This window comes from Tardiphaga sp. vice304 (genome assembly GCF_007018905.1).
Classification (GTDB): domain Bacteria; phylum Pseudomonadota; class Alphaproteobacteria; order Rhizobiales; family Xanthobacteraceae; genus Tardiphaga.
Genome location: NZ_CP041402.1, coordinates 3804811 through 3820174, shown reverse-complemented (window position 1 = coordinate 3820174; position 15364 = coordinate 3804811). Strand labels below are relative to the sequence as shown.

The 15364-nt window shown below is 63.9% G+C and carries 16 protein-coding genes; 14 read left to right on the top strand and 2 right to left on the bottom strand.

All coding sequences use genetic code 11. The annotated features are described in order from the left end of the window. The first annotated feature begins 41 nt into the window (after nt 1-41). The 10 genes from rpsE (at nt 42) to FNL56_RS18100 (ending at nt 7642) form a co-directional block, all read left to right on the top strand. Complete coding sequence (gene rpsE, locus FNL56_RS18145) at nt 42-614, top strand: 30S ribosomal protein S5 (RefSeq protein ID WP_143574269.1); 573 nt, start codon at nt 42-44, stop codon at nt 612-614. Nucleotides 615-637: 23 nt separating this feature from the next. After that, on the top strand, nt 638-832 hold the full coding sequence (rpmD, locus tag FNL56_RS18140; protein ID WP_143574268.1) for a 50S ribosomal protein L30: 195 nt from the start codon (nt 638-640) through the stop codon (nt 830-832). A gap of 113 nt (nt 833-945) precedes the next feature. Next, nucleotides 946-1437, top strand: coding sequence for a 50S ribosomal protein L15 (rplO, locus tag FNL56_RS18135; RefSeq protein WP_143574267.1), 492 nt, complete (start codon nt 946-948; stop codon nt 1435-1437). Nucleotides 1438-1586: 149 nt separating this feature from the next. Continuing rightward, nucleotides 1587-2918, top strand: a complete 1332-nt coding sequence (secY, locus tag FNL56_RS18130) for a preprotein translocase subunit SecY (protein ID WP_143574266.1) — start codon at nt 1587-1589, stop codon at nt 2916-2918. Next, nucleotides 2915-3838 (top strand): adenylate kinase, encoded by a 924-nt coding sequence (locus FNL56_RS18125; protein WP_143574265.1) that lies wholly within the window; start codon nt 2915-2917, stop codon nt 3836-3838. Before secY ends, FNL56_RS18125 begins: the two co-directional genes overlap by 4 nt. Before the next feature lie 192 nt (nt 3839-4030). Continuing rightward, the gene (gene rpsM / locus FNL56_RS18120) at nt 4031-4399 is read left to right on the top strand and encodes a 30S ribosomal protein S13 (protein ID WP_143574264.1); all 369 of its coding nucleotides are present in this window, start codon (nt 4031-4033) and stop codon (nt 4397-4399) included. A 112-nt stretch (nt 4400-4511) separates the two neighbouring features. Then, nucleotides 4512-4901, top strand: a complete 390-nt coding sequence (gene rpsK / locus FNL56_RS18115) for a 30S ribosomal protein S11 (protein ID WP_143574263.1) — start codon at nt 4512-4514, stop codon at nt 4899-4901. A gap of 103 nt (nt 4902-5004) precedes the next feature. After that, nucleotides 5005-6036 (top strand): DNA-directed RNA polymerase subunit alpha, encoded by a 1032-nt coding sequence (locus tag FNL56_RS18110; RefSeq protein ID WP_143574262.1) that lies wholly within the window; start codon nt 5005-5007, stop codon nt 6034-6036. Nucleotides 6037-6150: 114 nt separating this feature from the next. Further along, nucleotides 6151-6567, top strand: a complete 417-nt coding sequence (rplQ, locus tag FNL56_RS18105; protein ID WP_143574261.1) for a 50S ribosomal protein L17 — start codon at nt 6151-6153, stop codon at nt 6565-6567. 280 nt (nt 6568-6847) lie between these two features. Next, complete coding sequence (locus FNL56_RS18100; protein ID WP_143574260.1) at nt 6848-7642, top strand: SDR family NAD(P)-dependent oxidoreductase; 795 nt, start codon at nt 6848-6850, stop codon at nt 7640-7642. Nucleotides 7643-7889: 247 nt separating this feature from the next. On the opposite strand, the gene FNL56_RS18095 is transcribed toward FNL56_RS18100, so the two are convergent. Both FNL56_RS18095 and FNL56_RS18090 read right to left on the bottom strand, forming a co-directional pair. Then, nucleotides 7890-8903, bottom strand: coding sequence for a zinc-binding alcohol dehydrogenase family protein (locus tag FNL56_RS18095; RefSeq protein ID WP_143574259.1), 1014 nt, complete (start codon nt 8901-8903; stop codon nt 7890-7892). Nucleotides 8904-9030: 127 nt separating this feature from the next. Then, entirely contained in the window at nt 9031-10473 is a 1443-nt protein-coding gene (locus FNL56_RS18090) for an OprO/OprP family phosphate-selective porin (protein ID WP_368039313.1), read from the bottom strand. 427 nt (nt 10474-10900) lie between these two features. Between FNL56_RS18090 and FNL56_RS18085 the strand changes: the two genes are divergently transcribed. From FNL56_RS18085 to FNL56_RS18070, 4 genes are all read left to right on the top strand, one after another. After that, on the top strand, nt 10901-12256 hold the full coding sequence (locus FNL56_RS18085; RefSeq protein ID WP_246661010.1) for a DegQ family serine endoprotease: 1356 nt from the start codon (nt 10901-10903) through the stop codon (nt 12254-12256). A gap of 235 nt (nt 12257-12491) precedes the next feature. Beyond that, nucleotides 12492-13823: a replication-associated recombination protein A gene (locus tag FNL56_RS18080; protein WP_143582214.1), complete on the top strand. Its 1332-nt coding sequence runs from the start codon at nt 12492-12494 to the stop codon at nt 13821-13823. Nucleotides 13824-13968: 145 nt separating this feature from the next. Further along, nucleotides 13969-14661 (top strand): tetratricopeptide repeat protein, encoded by a 693-nt coding sequence (locus tag FNL56_RS18075; RefSeq protein WP_143574256.1) that lies wholly within the window; start codon nt 13969-13971, stop codon nt 14659-14661. A gap of 71 nt (nt 14662-14732) precedes the next feature. Continuing rightward, a complete protein-coding gene (locus FNL56_RS18070; RefSeq protein WP_246660702.1) occupies nt 14733-15341 on the top strand; it encodes a hypothetical protein in 609 nt (202 codons plus the stop codon). Nucleotides 15342-15364: the final 23 nt, after the last annotated feature.

The window sequence follows — 15364 nt, the reverse complement described above, 5'->3', positions numbered from 1 at the left end:
ACAGGATTGGGGCGTGAGCCTCTCAAGGATTGGAAAACACCATGGCAGGTGAACGCGAGCGCGGTGGCGGCCACAGGGGCGGCCGGGAAGAGCGCGACAGTGAATTCGTCGACAAGCTGGTCCACATCAACCGTGTGGCCAAGGTCGTCAAGGGCGGCAAGCGCTTCGGTTTCGCAGCGCTGGTCGTGATTGGCGATCAGAAGGGCAGGGTCGGTTTCGGTCACGGCAAGGCACGTGAGGTTCCCGAAGCGATCCGCAAGGCCACCGAATCGGCCAAGCGCAACCTGCTGCGCGTCGCTCTGCGCGAGGGTCGCACGTTGCACCACGATATCGCCGGCCGCCACGGTGCGGGTCGCGTCTATCTGCGTGCAGCCCCGGCCGGTACCGGCATCATCGCCGGCGGCCCGATGCGCGCCGTGTTCGAAACGCTCGGCATCCAGGATGTGGTCGCCAAGTCGATCGGTTCGTCGAATCCCTACAACATGGTTCGCGCCACTTTCGATGCGCTGAAGCATCAGGATTCGCCGCGTTCGGTCGCCGCCCGTCGCAACATCAAGGTGTCCACCCTGCAGTCGCGCCGCGTTGGCGGTGACGCTGAAGTGGTCGCTGAGTAATCACGACTTTTGGAGTTACCACGATGGCAACCGCCGCAAAGATGATCAAGGTCGAGCAGATCGGCAGCGCAATCCGCCGCCATCACTCGCAGCGCGCGACCCTGATCGGGATGAAGCTCAATAAGATCGGTCGCGTCTCCGAGCTGGAGGATACTCCTTCGGTTCGCGGCATGATCGCCAAGGTTCAGCACCTCGTCCGCGTGGTCGAGGATAAGTAAGCTCACGTCGCCTCCAGGCAGCCGCAGATCGGCTGTGCCAGGTGACAACCGACGCTCCTTCGAGGCCCGGATATCGGGCTTCAGGGCGGCGGTCCGATAAAGGGAAGAGAACGATGAAGCTCAGCGATATCGCCGATAACGCCGGCTCCCGCAAAAAGCGTATGCGCGTCGGCCGCGGTATTGGTTCCGGCAAGGGCAAGACGTCCGGCCGTGGCGGCAAGGGCCAGACCGCGCGTTCGGGCGTGCGGATCAAGGGCTTCGAGGGCGGCCAGATGCCGTTGCATCGTCGTCTTCCGAAGCGCGGCTTCAACAACATCTTCCGCCTCGACTTCACCGAGATCAACCTGGACCGTCTCCAGGATGCGATCGACAATAAGGTGATCGACACCGCGGGCGTCATCAACGCCGAATCGCTGGTCAAGGCTCGCGTCATCCGTCGCGCCAAGGACGGCGTCCGTCTGCTCGGCCGTGGCGAGATCAACGTCAAGCTGACCGTGGAAGTGCATGGCGCTTCGAAGTCTGCCATCGAGGCGATCGAGAAGGCCGGCGGCACCGTCAAGATCCTCAACCCGAAGCCGAAGAAGGCCGAAGGCGAGGCCGCTTAATCATCTGCGTCACCGTCTGCGACCGCAGACGGTCTTGCGCGTTTCGGCGGTAGAATTTATCAATGCCGAGCACCAATTAATGTCCGGCGTCTGCCGAATGCCCCGCTGGTCGGGGCATTGTGGCGCGAGGGGCGCGGAAGAAGGTCACTATGGTCTCTGCAGCAGAACAATTAGCCGCAAACCTCAACTTTTCGGCGCTCGGCAAGGCCGATGAACTGAAGAAGCGCATCTGGTTCACCCTGGGTGCGCTGCTGGTTTATCGGTTCGGCACCTATATTCCGCTGCCGGGCATCGACCCCACCGCATGGGAAGCTGTGTTCAAGCAGCAGGCCGGCGGCATTCTCGGCATGTTCAACATGTTCGCCGGCGGCGGCATCAACCGCATGGCGATCTTTGCGCTGAACATCATGCCGTATATTTCGGCATCGATCATCATCCAGCTATTGACCACCGTGTCGCCGAAGCTCGAGGCCCTCAAGAAGGAGGGCGAGTCCGGCCGCAAGATGCTCAACCAGTACACCCGCTACCTGACAGTGATCCTGGCGCTCTTCCAGTCCTATGGTATCGCCGTCGGTCTGCAGGGCGCGGGCAATGTCGTCAGCGAACCCGGCATGTTCTTCCTGCTCTCGACCACGGTGACGCTGACCGGCGGCACCATGTTCCTGATGTGGCTGGGCGAGCAGATCACCTCGCGCGGCATCGGCAACGGCATTTCGCTTATCATCCTGGCCGGCATCGTCGCCGAGCTGCCCTCTGCGATCGCCAACATGCTCGAGCTGGGCCGCCAGGGCGCTCTGTCGACCGGCCTGATCCTGCTGGTCATCATCATGTCCGTCGTCGTGATCGCCTTCATCGTGTTCATGGAGCGCGCACAGCGCCGGCTGCTGATCCAGTATCCGAAGCGCCAGGTCGGCAACAAGATGTTCGAGGGTCAGTCCTCGCATCTGCCGCTCAAGCTCAACACGTCCGGCGTGATCCCGCCGATCTTCGCCTCCTCGCTGCTGCTGCTGCCGGCGACCATCGCCAGCTTCAATGCCGGCAAGGGGCCGGAGTGGTTCCAGTGGATCACTACGCAGCTTGGCCACGGCCGTCCGCTGTTCCTGATCACCTATATCGGGCTGATCGTTTTCTTCGCGTTCTTCTACACGGCCATCGTGTTCAACCCGACCGAGACCGCCGACAATCTCAAGAAGCATGGCGGCTTCATCCCGGGCATCCGTCCGGGCGAGCGCACGGCCGAATATATCGACTTCGTGCTGTCGCGCGTCACCGTGCTCGGCGCCGCTTATCTGGCTATCGTCTGCCTGATCCCGGAGATCCTGATCTCCTATGCGTCGGTGCCGTTCTACTTCGGCGGCACGTCGCTGCTGATCGTGGTTTCCGTCACGATGGATACGGTCGCGCAGGTGCAGGGCTATCTGCTGGCGCACCAGTATGAAGGCCTGATCCGCAAATCGAAGCTGAGGGGTCGGCGCAAATGAGGCTGATTCTTCTCGGGCCGCCGGGGGCGGGCAAGGGAACGCAGGCACAGCGTCTCGTCGAGCGTTACAACATCGTTCAGCTTTCCACCGGCGACATGCTTCGCGCCGCCGTCGCCGCCGAGACCGAGATCGGCCTCAAGGCGAAGGACATCATGGCCTCGGGCGGCCTGGTACCGGACGCGGTTGTTGTCGGTATCATTTCCGACCGGATCGAACTGCCGGATGCCGCCCATGGCTTCATCCTGGACGGCTTCCCGCGCACCGTGCCGCAGGCCGAAGCGCTCGATGCGCTGCTGAAGTCCAAGGGGCTGAAGCTCGACGCCGCGATCGAATTGCGCGTCAACGAGAGCGCACTGCTGCAGCGGGTTGAGGCGCGCATCGCGCAGATGACCGAGCGCGGCGAGACTGTGCGCAATGACGACACGCCGGAAGTGCTTTCCCAGCGGTTGTCGAACTACCGCGCGTCGACCGAGCCGTTGGTGCACTACTACTCGGACAAGCGGAAGCTGATCACCATCGACGGCATGATGTCGATCGAAGAAGTGACGCTCGAAATCAACCGCGTGCTCGATGCGATCGCCGATTCGGACAGCGCGGAGAAGACCGTGCGCAAGTCCGCGAAGAAGAAGGTCGCCGTAAAGCGCGAATCGGCCGCCAGGCCGGCGAAGAAAGCGGCGAAAAAGTCCGTAAAGGCGCCGGCAAAGAAGGCCAAGCCGGCCAAAGCAGCCAAGAAGGCGGTGAAGAAAGCCGTCAAGAAGGTCGCCAAGAAGGCTGCCAAGGCGCCGAAGAAGGCCGCGAAATCGGTCGCCAAAGGTAAAACCGTGAAAAAGTCCGCGAAAACCGCAAAAAAAGCGGTTTTCGGGGCGAAGAGGGCGGCCAATTCCGTCAAGAAGACCGCGAAAAAGCGAGCCAAACGCTAGTCGAGGTTGACGGAACGAAGTCGAATACTTTAATAAGGCCCGTAATCCAGTCGGATGTTTGTCAGACGATGCCGGGCCCCACCAAGTTCAGGGGGCGGGCGTCGTGTTCGCGTTTTGCGGAGACCCGCCCGACAACCCCGACAGAATGAATATAATGCCGCTCCGTGATGGACCGGTGACAGGAGAGAAGTCTTGGCCCGTATCGCCGGTGTAAATATCCCGACCAACAAGCGCGCCCTCATTGCGCTTCAGTATATTCATGGCATTGGCCAGAAGAACGCCGCTGACATTCTCGAGAAGGTCAAGATCCCGACCGATCGTCGCGTCAACCAGCTGTCGGACGCCGAAGTCTTGCAGATCCGCGAAGTCATCGACCGTGACTACATGGTCGAAGGCGATCTTCGTCGCGAGACCGGCATGAACATCAAGCGCCTGATGGATCTCGGCTGCTACCGCGGCCTGCGCCATCGTCGCGGCCTGCCGGTTCGCGGCCAGCGCACCCACACCAATGCGCGTACGCGCAAGGGTCCGGCCAAGTCGATCGCCGGCAAGAAGAAGTAATTTCGCAAGGATCATAGCGGAGGAGGGCGGACAGCATGCTGTTCGCCATTCACCGTTGAGGTGTAGCCGCTGGCATTACGGCGGCGTTTGAGATCACATAGAAAGGTTACACATGGCCAAGGAAGCCACCCGCGTCCGTCGTCGTGAACGCAAGAACATTGCATCCGGCATCGCTCACGTGAACTCCTCGTTCAACAACACGACCATCACCATCACCGACGCACAGGGCAACACCATTGCCTGGTCGTCGGCCGGTACGATGGGCTTCAAGGGCTCTCGCAAGTCGACCCCTTATGCCGCGCAGGTCGCTGCGGAAGACGTGTCGAAGAAGGCGCAGGAACACGGCATGCGCACGCTGGAAGTCGAAGTTGCGGGCCCCGGTTCGGGCCGTGAATCGGCGCTCCGCGCGCTGCAGGCGTCGGGCTTCACCGTGACCTCGATCCGCGACGTCACCACGATCCCGCACAATGGCTGCCGCCCGCGCAAGCGTCGGCGCGTCTAAGGATTTGTTGCGAACGCGGGTGGCATCGGCCGCCCGCGATTGTTTTTGTTGATTTGATATCGCGCGGACGAACCGCGATCTCCAAAGCCTGAGGTTTACCGGCATGGGTGATACAGTAACGATCCAGAAGAATTGGCAGGAGCTGATCCGGCCGAACAAGCTGCAGGTGACCCCTGGCAGCGATCCAACCCGTTTTGCGACCCTCGTGGCCGAGCCGCTCGAGCGCGGCTTCGGCCAGACGCTCGGCAATGCGCTGCGCCGCATCCTGTTGTCGTCGCTGCAGGGCGCGGCCGTGCAGGCCGTGCAAATTGACGGCGTGCTGCACGAGTTCTCCTCGATCTCCGGCGTGCGTGAAGACGTCACGGACATCGTGCTGAACGTCAAGGACATCTCGATCAAGATGCTCGGCGAAGGCCCGAAGCGCATGGTCATCAAGAAGCAGGGCCCGGGCGCCGTGACCGCTGGTGACATCCAGACCGTCGGCGACGTCACCGTGCTTAACCCCGACCTGCAGCTCTGCACCCTCGATGAGGGCGCCGAGATCCGCATGGAATTTACCGTCGCCGCCGGCAAGGGCTACGTTGCCGCCGAGTTCAACCGTCCGGAAGACGCGCCGATCGGCCTGATCCCGGTCGACAGCCTGTACTCGCCGGTTCGAAAGGTTTCGTACAAGGTCGAGAACACCCGCGAGGGCCAGATCCTCGACTACGACAAGCTGACCATGACGATCGAGACCAACGGCGCGCTGACGCCGGATGACGCGGTGGCTTACGCCGCGCGCATCCTGCAGGACCAGCTCAACGTGTTCGTCAATTTTGAGGAGCCCCGCAAGGAAGTCGCGCAGGAGATCATTCCGGATCTCGCCTTCAACCCGGCGTTCCTCAAGAAGGTCGACGAGCTCGAATTGTCGGTGCGTTCGGCGAACTGCCTGAAGAACGACAACATCGTCTACATCGGCGATCTCGTTCAGAAGTCGGAAGCCGAAATGCTCCGCACGCCGAACTTCGGCCGCAAGTCGCTCAACGAAATCAAGGAAGTGCTCGCCCAGATGGGTCTGCACCTCGGCATGGAAGTGCCCGGCTGGCCGCCGGAAAACATCGACGAGTTGGCCAAGCGCTTCGAAGACCACTACTAGAAACGAATGGCGGATGGCCGGCTAACGCCGGCCGTACTGCCGCGGGCGAACACAGGCAGCCCACCTGAAACATGTCCGACGAACCGTCGTGGCAATTGAATAGGATTAGATATCATGCGTCACGGTAAGGTTCATCGTAAGCTCAACCGCACCGCCGAACACCGCAAGGCGATGTTCGCCAACATGTGCGCGTCGCTGATCAAGCACGAGCAGATCATCACCACGCTGCCGAAGGCCAAGGAACTCCGTCCGATCGTCGAGAAGCTCGTCACGCTTGGCAAGAAGGGTGGCCTGCACATGCGCCGCCAGGCGATCAGCGAAATGAAGGACCAGGATCAGGTTCGCAAGCTGTTCGACGTCATCGCCAAGCGCTATGCCGACCGTCAGGGCGGCTACACCCGCATCATCAAGGCCGGCTTCCGCTACGGCGACAACGCCCCGATGGCGCTGATCGAATTCGTCGACCGCGATCCCGATGCCAAGGGTCTCGATTCCGGCCCGACCCAGGAAAAGAAGTCGGAAGCCGCGTAAATCAGCTTCTTCTTTCGTGTTTCGGAAAAGCGGCGCCCTCGGGTGCCGCTTTTTTGTTGCGTCCGCACACTCCCATATCGTCGACCGGCTTGACCGGGTACCCCAGTAAACATAGGCCCGAGTGTACTGGATCGCCCGGTCCCAGCGCGCAAGTGCGCGCCGGGACGGGCGATGACAGTTGTACTTGTTGCTGGATACGAGGCATCACCCGCGCGTGAGCGCGATTGCGCTCCGTCCCGCGCGTTCCGATATCAGCTCCATCATCACATGGAGCGACGCAATGAAGATCGATCTCACCGGCAAGACCGCCCTCGTGACCGGCTCGACCGCCGGCATCGGCCACGCCATTGCCAGAGGGCTTGCTGCCACCGGCGCGGAGGTCGTCGTCAATGGCCGCACGAAGCCCAAGGTCGATGCCGCCGTCGCGGCGATCGCCAAGGCGTTGCCGGGCGCCAAGGTGAAGGGCGTGGCCGCCGACGTCTCGACCGCGGCAGGCTGCCAGGCGCTGGTCGAAGCGCTGCCGGACGTCGATATCCTGATCAACAATGCCGGCATCTTCGAGCCGAAGGGCTTCTTCGATATTCCCGACGAGGACTGGACGCGGTTCTTCGAGGTCAACGTGATGTCCGGCGTGCGGCTGTCGCGCGCCTACATGCAGGGCATGCTGAAGCGCAACTGGGGCCGCATCGTTTTCATCTCGTCGGAATCGGGTCTCAATATTCCGCGCGAGATGATCCACTACGGCATGACCAAAACGGCGCAACTGTCGGTGTCGCGCGGCCTTGCCGAACTCACCAGGGGCACGGCGGTGACGGTCAACTCCGTGTTGCCGGGTCCGACATTGTCGGAGGGCGTCGAGACCTTCATCAAGGATCTGGCGCGGCAGCAGGGCCAGTCCGAGGACGAGGCCGGCGTCAACTTCGTCAAGCAGAACCGCCCGACCTCGCTGATCCAGCGCCTCGCCAGCGTCGACGAAATTGCCAATATGGTGGTCTATGTTAGTTCCAAGGAAGCCTCGGCGACCAACGGCGCCTCGCTGCGCGTCGAAGGCGGCATCGTGCAGACGATTGCGTAGGATGCCGGACAGGCTTGCCAGTCCGCCAAACGCCGACCTCATGCCATGGAGACCCCCGCAGGGGCGCTGCTCGGCAGGAGGACGAAATAGGGGCGCTGCTTGCTGTGGCGTTCCCCGGCACGGGTGATAGCGCGCGTCAGCCGTCGCAAGTTGCCGGCGGCATGAAAAAGAGAGGCGCGCCGGGCAGACCGCCTCTCTTTGTAACACAGCTTTGATAACTAGCTAAAAACCGCGTCGATGGCTGGATCTACCAGCCTTCGAGCACGATCTTGCCGACCGACTTGCCGGACTCGATCTGCGCATGCGCGCGCTTCAGATTTGCGGCGTTGATGGTGCCGTAGGTCTGGTCGAGCGTGGTGCGCAATACGCCCTTGTCGATCATGTCGGCGACGTCGTTCAGCAGATGGTGTTGGCCGATCATGTCTGCGGTCTGGAACGAGCTGCGCGTGAACATCGATTCCCAGTGCAGCGATCCCGCCTTGCCCTTGAGCAGCGAGAAGTTGACGCTCGCGGGATCGTCGATCAGACCGATCCTGCCCTGCGGCGAGAGGATGTCGGCCAGCGCCGGAAAGTGATCGTCGGTGTTCGTCAGGCTGGCGATCAGTGCGACATCAGGCAGCTTCAGCGCCTTGATCTGATCCTTCATCGGCCTGGAGTGATCGATCACCGCGTGGGCGCCGAGGTCCTCGCACCACTTCACGGTCTGCGGCCGCGACGCCGTGGCGATCACGGTGAGGCCGGTGAGGCGTCGCGCGAGCTGGATCAGGATCGAGCCGACGCCGCCGGCGCCGCCGGTAATCAGCAAAGAGCGCGGATCGACACTGCGGCCGGGCAGGGCGCCGAGCCGGTCGAACAGCAATTCCCACGCGGTGATGGAGGTCAGCGGCAAGGCTGCGGCCTGCGCGAAGGACAGCGTCTTCGGCTTGGTGCCGACGATGCGCTCGTCGACCAGATGGAATTCCGCATTGGTGCCCTGGCGCAGGATGGAGCCGGCGTAGAACACCTCGTCGCCCACTTTGAACAGCTTGACGTCCGGCCCGACCGCATCGACGATGCCAGCGGCGTCATAGCCGAGGATCTTGTGCTCGCCTGCGGACGGGGCGGCACGCTTGCGCACCTTGGTGTCGACGGGATTGACCGACACCGCCTTCACCGCGACGCGGATGTCGCGCCCGACAGGCTTCGGCGTGGCGGTCTCGAAATCGACCAGCGACTGGGCTTCTTCGATCGGTAGTGATGCGGTGTATCCAACGGCCTTCATGGCAAGCTCCCTGATTGTTGATCTCTAGGTGCCGCGTCGGCGGGTGGTTTGCAAGCGCATCCGCTCAATAAGTGCAGGAGCGACCTTGCGGCCGCTCCTGCACTTGTCGTTGGCCGGAATAAGTCCGTTAGAAAGCCACCTGCGTACGCATCGTGTACACGTCGTATTTGGCGCCGATGTCGAGGCTGGCGGCGGTGGCCTTGTCGACCTGGCCGTGGATCCAGTTGAACATGAAGCGGACGTTCGTGTTGACGTACCAGTTGACGCCGACCGTGGTGTTCTTCAATTCGCCGCCGCGGATGTTCTGGTCGTTCAGGCTCATCTGGCTGTAGCGCGCCGCCACTTCCCAGGCGCCGTAATCGCCGGACTGCAAGTGCGCCGGCTTCGCCGGATTGATGCCGCCATAGGAGCCGGTCACCGGATTGTACTTCCGCCGTTCGCCGGTGAGCACATAGCTCGCCTGCGCATAGCCGCCGTTGAAGTGCGCGTCGGCGAAGCCTGCCTGCCGCTCGACATTATAGTCGAAATATTCGCCCTGGGCGTAGAAGCTGCCGATCTGGCCCGCGGCCTCGCCGGAGAACACCTGCACGCCCTTGACGTTGGTCAGGAAGCTGTTGGCGTTGAGCAGCGCATTGGTCGCCGGATCAATCCGGCTTTCGATGCGTTCGCTGAACGATGACAGATTGTTGACGCCGGGCGCGCCGCCGGTGTCGAACAGGAACTGCGCATCGGCGCCGATGATGAACGAGCCGACCGCATTGTTGACCGGCACGAAGACGCCGCGCGCGGTGGCGCCGGTCTGCGCCCGCAGCGTATGCGACACGGTCGATGACGGGCCGGTGAAGTACGAGCCGACCCACCAATTGTCGCCATTGGCGTGGAAGCCGACGGCGGAGCGGAAGTCGCCGGCGGCGACGTTGGTGGCGATCACCTGCGACGAGGCGCGTTCGATGAAGGTGATGTTGTTGGAGCTGGTGGCTTCGTCGAGCGTATACGGCACATCCATATAGCCGGCGTCGATATAGAGGTTCTTGATGCCCTTATAGGTAACATACGCATTCTCGAGCGCCGACGGGCTGTCCGGCGTGCCGCCGAAATCATAGACCAGCGCATAGTCCCAATCGCCGGCGAAGGTGCCGAGCACGCCGATGCGGGCGCGGCGGGCATTGACGCCGTTCTGGGCGTTCTGCGGCGCGGTAAGGCCGCTGTTCGGCCGGTAGTCATAGCCGCCGACATCGAGATGCAGCCGGCTGGTGATGGCAACGCAGTTGCGGTTGTCGTCGGTGCAGATCGTCGGGCGGTTGCCCGGCATCTTTACATAGGCGCCGCTGACCGGCAGAACTGGCCCCTTGGTGGGGTAGGCGGCTTGGGCGTTGGTCACGTTCACCCGGGCATCGACCTTGGCGCTGGCGGTCGTCGCCTTGGCACTGGCGGAGGCAGCAGCCGTGGTGTTGGCCTGGGTCTGCTTCTGCAGCCGGTCGAGCTTTTGCTCCATCAGCTTGAGCTGCGCCTTCAGCAGCGCGATCTCGCTGTCGCCGGCCGATTGCGCCTGCGCCGGCAGCGCTGCCATGACTCCGAAAAGTCCGGCCGCCGTAGCGGCCCCGAGTCTTGTGATCGACATCGAAATCATCCCTCGTTAACGATGGGACGATTGGTCGCGCCGATCGGACGGCAAGGGAAGCGACTTGCCGGGTTCCGGGCGGTTCTGGGTCCGTTTTGCGACGTAGTGTGGCTTTCGTGAGCGATACCGGACATTATCGATGCGCCTGGCATGGCGATCCTCCTGTGATCGTTACGTGGCTTCGGCCAGGCGTTGGTACGAGGGGGTCCGAACTGCCGCCGAGCCTGCGAATCCGCAGCGCTCTGGCAGCCTGATTCGCAGCAAACCCACCCTTTGATTGCCAGGCCGGGCGGCCTATATTCCCTGCGATTTCCTTAACGAGGCCTGCATCTTGACCCATCTCCGTTTCGCGACCGCGTTCGCCCTTTGCGCCGCCCTGCTGTCCGCGGGCGGCGGTCAGGCGCAGGAACGCCGGGTGCCGGCCTCGCCGACCGAATTGCGGATGTCATATGCGCCGATCGTGCAGCGGGTGCAGCCGGCCGTGGTCAACGTCTACGCCGCCAAGACGGTGCAGGTTCGCAATCCGCTGATGGAGGATCCCTTGTTCCGCCGTTTCTTCGGCGGCCAGGGCATCCAGCCCGAGCAGATGCAGCGCTCGCTCGGCTCCGGCGTGATGGTCGATGCTTCCGGCCTCGTCGTCACCAATAACCATGTCATCGAGGGCGCCGATCAGGTCAAGATCTCGCTGTCCGACAAGCGCGAGTTCGAGGCCGAGATCGTGCTGAAGGACAGCCGCACCGATCTGGCGGTGCTGCGCATCAAGGACGGCAAGGAGAAATTCCCGACGCTGGACTTTGCCAATTCCGACGACCTCCTGGTCGGCGATGTCGTGCTGGCGATGGGCAACCCGTTCGGCGTCGGCCAGACCGTGACCCACGGCATCATCTCGGCGCTGGCGCGTACCCAGGTGGGGATCACCGACTATCAGTTCTTCATCCAGACCGATGCCGCGATCAATCCCGGCAATTCCGGCGGCGCGCTGGTCGACATGGCGGGCAAGCTCGTCGGCGTGAATACCGCCATCTTTTCGCGCTCCGGCGGCTCGCAGGGCATCGGCTTTGCGATCCCCGCAAATATGGTGCGCGTGGTCGTCGCTTCCGCCAAATCGGGCGGCAAGGCGGTGAAGCGGCCGTGGCTCGGCGCCCGCCTGCAGGCGGTGACGCCGGAGATCGCCGAAACCATTGGCCTCAAGACGCCGTCCGGTGCCTTGGTCGCCAACATCACGCCGAACAGCCCCTCGGCCAAGGCCGGGTTGAAATTGTCCGACCTGATCGTGGCGATCGACGGGCAGGTTGTCGATGATCCCAACGCCTTCGACTATCGCTTCGCCACCCGCCCGCTCGGCGGCACCGCGCAGATCGACGTGCAGCGCGGCGGCAAGCCGTTGAAGCTGACCATCGCGCTGGAAACCGCGCCCGATACCAATCGCGAGGAGATCGTTATCACCACGCGCTCGCCGTTCCAGGGGGCGCGGGTCGCCAACATCTCGCCGGCGCTGGCCGACGAGTTGCGTCTGGATTCCTCGATCGAAGGCGTCGTCGTCACCGAACTCGCTGACAATGCCGCCGCAGCCTCCGTCGGCTTCCAGAAGGGCGACGTCATTCTCGCGGTGAACGATCAGAAGATCACCCGCACCGGCGATCTGGAAAAAGCCACCCGCGACCGCTCCCGCATCTGGCGCATCATCCTGGTCCGCGCCGGCCAGCAGATCAACGTCACGCTCGGCGGATGACGATCATCACGCAAGCCGCGCCGCGACTTCTTTCCCTCCCCCCCGGCGAAGCGAAGCTTCGCGGGGTGGGGAGGGTGGCCCGGCGAAGCGTAGCGAAGCCGGGTCGGGTGGGGGGGCTGCCACAAGCGCCGTCGCCTGTGGCACCCCCACCCGACTCGCCTTCGGCGAGCCACCCTCCCCGCAAGGGGGAGGGAAAGGACTCGCGGCGATCGCCGGGGGCGAAGCAGGCATACACATGAGCCCGAAGCGCCCAGCCACGTCACCCAATCTGTTCGCCGCCGCAGGCCTGGAACATGACGCGCCGCGTCCGCTGCCGGAGCGGTTGCGGCCGCGCGTGTTGTCCGACGTCGTCGGCCAGGATCACATCCTTGGCCCCGATGGCGCGCTGACGCGGATGCTGGAAACCCGCACGCTGGGGTCATTGGTGTTCTGGGGCCCGCCCGGCACCGGCAAGACCACCGTCGCGCGGCTTCTGGCCGACGCCACCGAACTGCACTTCGAGCAGATCTCGGCGGTGTTTTCCGGCGTGGCCGACCTCAAGAAAGTCTTCGAGGCCGCGCGAGCGCGCCGCGAGATGGGCCGCGGCACGCTGCTGTTCGTCGACGAGGTGCATCGCTTCAACAAGGCGCAGCAGGACTCGTTTCTGCCTGTCATGGAAGACGGCACCGTGGTGCTGGTCGGCGCCACCACCGAGAACCCCTCGTTCGAGCTCAACGCCGCGTTGTTGTCGCGCGCGCGCGTGCTGGTGTTCCAGTCGCTCGACAGCGCGGCGATCGAACGGCTCTATGCCCACGCCGAGAACGTCGAGGGCAAGAAGCTGCCGCTCGACGAGGAGGCCCGCGCCGTGCTGGTGCGGATGGCCGATGGCGACGGCCGCGCCGCGCTGACATTGGCCGAGGAAGTCTGGCGCGCCGCGCGCGCCAATGAGATGTTCGACGCCGTGCAAGTGCAGGAGATTCTGCAGCGCCGCGCGCCGATCTACGACAAGTCGGCCGACGGCCATTACAATCTGATCTCGGCGCTGCATAAATCGGTGCGCGGAAGCGATCCTGACGCAGCGCTGTACTATCTCTGCCGCATGCTCGACGCCGGCGAGGACCCGCTGTTCCTGGCGCGCCGTGTGGTGCGCATGGCGGTGGAGGACATCGGCCTTGCCGATCCGCAGGCGCTGGTGATCTGCAACGCCGCCAAGGACGCGTTCGATTTCCTCGGCCATCCCGAGGGCGAGCTGGCGATCGCGCAGGCCGTCGTCTACATCGCCACCGCACCTAAATCCAACGCGGTCTACATGGCCTACAAGGCCGCGATGCGTGCGGCAAAAGAGGGCGGCTCGCTGCTGCCGCCGAAACACATTCTGAATTCGCCGACCGCGCTGATGAAGTCCGAAGGCTATGGCGGCGGCTATCAATACGACCACGACACGCCCGACGCGTTTTCCGGCCAGGACTACTTCCCGGAAGCGATGGGCCGGCAGAAATTCTACGATCCGCCGGAGCGCGGTTTCGAACGCGAGATTCGCAAGCGGCTGGACTACTGGGACAAGCTGCGCCGCGAAAAGAACGAGTAGGGTGGGCAACCGTAGGGTGGGTTAGCGCAAAGCGCGTAACCCGCCGCCTATCGCGGATTACCATGACCGCGGCGGGTTACGGCGCTGAAGCGCCTAACCCGCCCTACAAAGAAGCTGCGCCACGCGCGCACGGGAGCCGCAACGAATGATCCATCTTCGCATCTATGCCGCTGTTCTTGCGGCTCTGTTGCTGGCCATGCCTGCCCGCGCCGAAATGGTCGACGTCGCACCCGGCGTGCAGGTCACCAAGCGCAGCTACAAGGCGCCGCTCAATGAGCAGCCGTTCTATGGCTTCGTTCCCAAGGACGCCACGCAGCGCGCGGCCGACGAGCAATTCGTGTCAACGCTGGTCGCCGCCACCGGCAGCCGCGACAAGGCCTTCGAGGAAGCCAGCACGCGCGCCTGGCGCGCGGTGCTGGCGGGCCGGGCCGGGGATGCGTTGATGCGGTTCAACCAGGCCTGGCTGATCCAGCCGGAGCCGAGTGCGGTGTATCACGGCATGGCGGTGGCCTTGTTGATGCGGCACGCCGATCCGGTCGCCGCCGAAGAGCTGTTCGACATCGCGCGCCGCCAGCCGAAGCCGCTGAAAATGCTGAACGCCGATTACGGCCGCTTCCTGCTGGTCGCCAAGCGTCCGGTCGAGGCGCAGAAGGCGCTGGAGCAGGCGGTGATCGACACGCCGGATGTCGGCGACGCCTGGTCGAACCTGGCGCAGGCCCGTCTGCAGAACGGCAACCGCGACGCCGCCTGCACGGCGGCCGACGAGGCCACGCGACGGCGCCCGTCGGCTACCGCGTTGAAGGAACTCAAAGTGCTGCGCGTGGGCGCGAAATGCTAGCGGGCCGCCGGTTGGCCATCGGCTCGCCGACGCGTATAATGCGGGTGCACGTTTCACATCGGATCGGATCGATGCTGACAGTCAACTTCATGCGGGCCGTCCTCGTCGCAATGCTCGGCATGGCCGGTCAGGCGGCGCAGGCGCAGGTCGCCCCGGTGCCCTATGGCATGCCCGGCGGGCTGATCGGCTTCGGCGGTCACTGGGCCGGCAGCGCTGCGACATTCGATAGTTCAGTGCCGGGCATCGACTCCCGTTATGTCGATCCGTCGTCCGACTGGCGCGCGAATTTTCGCACCGGCATGTTTTCCGGCGCCGAGGCCGGCCACTTCGGTCTGAACGGTTCCGGCGTAGGCGCGGCCCCGTCGGATTTCGGCGCGCTGTCCTATCAAAGCGCGGTGAGCGGCTACAATTTCAAGGGCGCGGGCGATTTGCCGGTGACGGTCTATGCCGGCTTCGACGCGCTGACCTACCGGCCCGGCATCGGCAGCCCGCTGGCGCCGTTCTCCAGCGACGCCAGCATCAACGCCGGCTACCGCGCCCGCGCCGGCATCGCGTTCCAGCCCGCGGCCAATGTCACGCTGTCATTCGAGGCCAGCGTCACCCAGCAGGGCTCCGGCGAAACCAACATCAACTCGCCGCTGCTGCCGGCGCTGTCGCCGTTCTCGGGCGTCCGCCGCTGATCCGGGCGGCGGGAGGCGTGAAC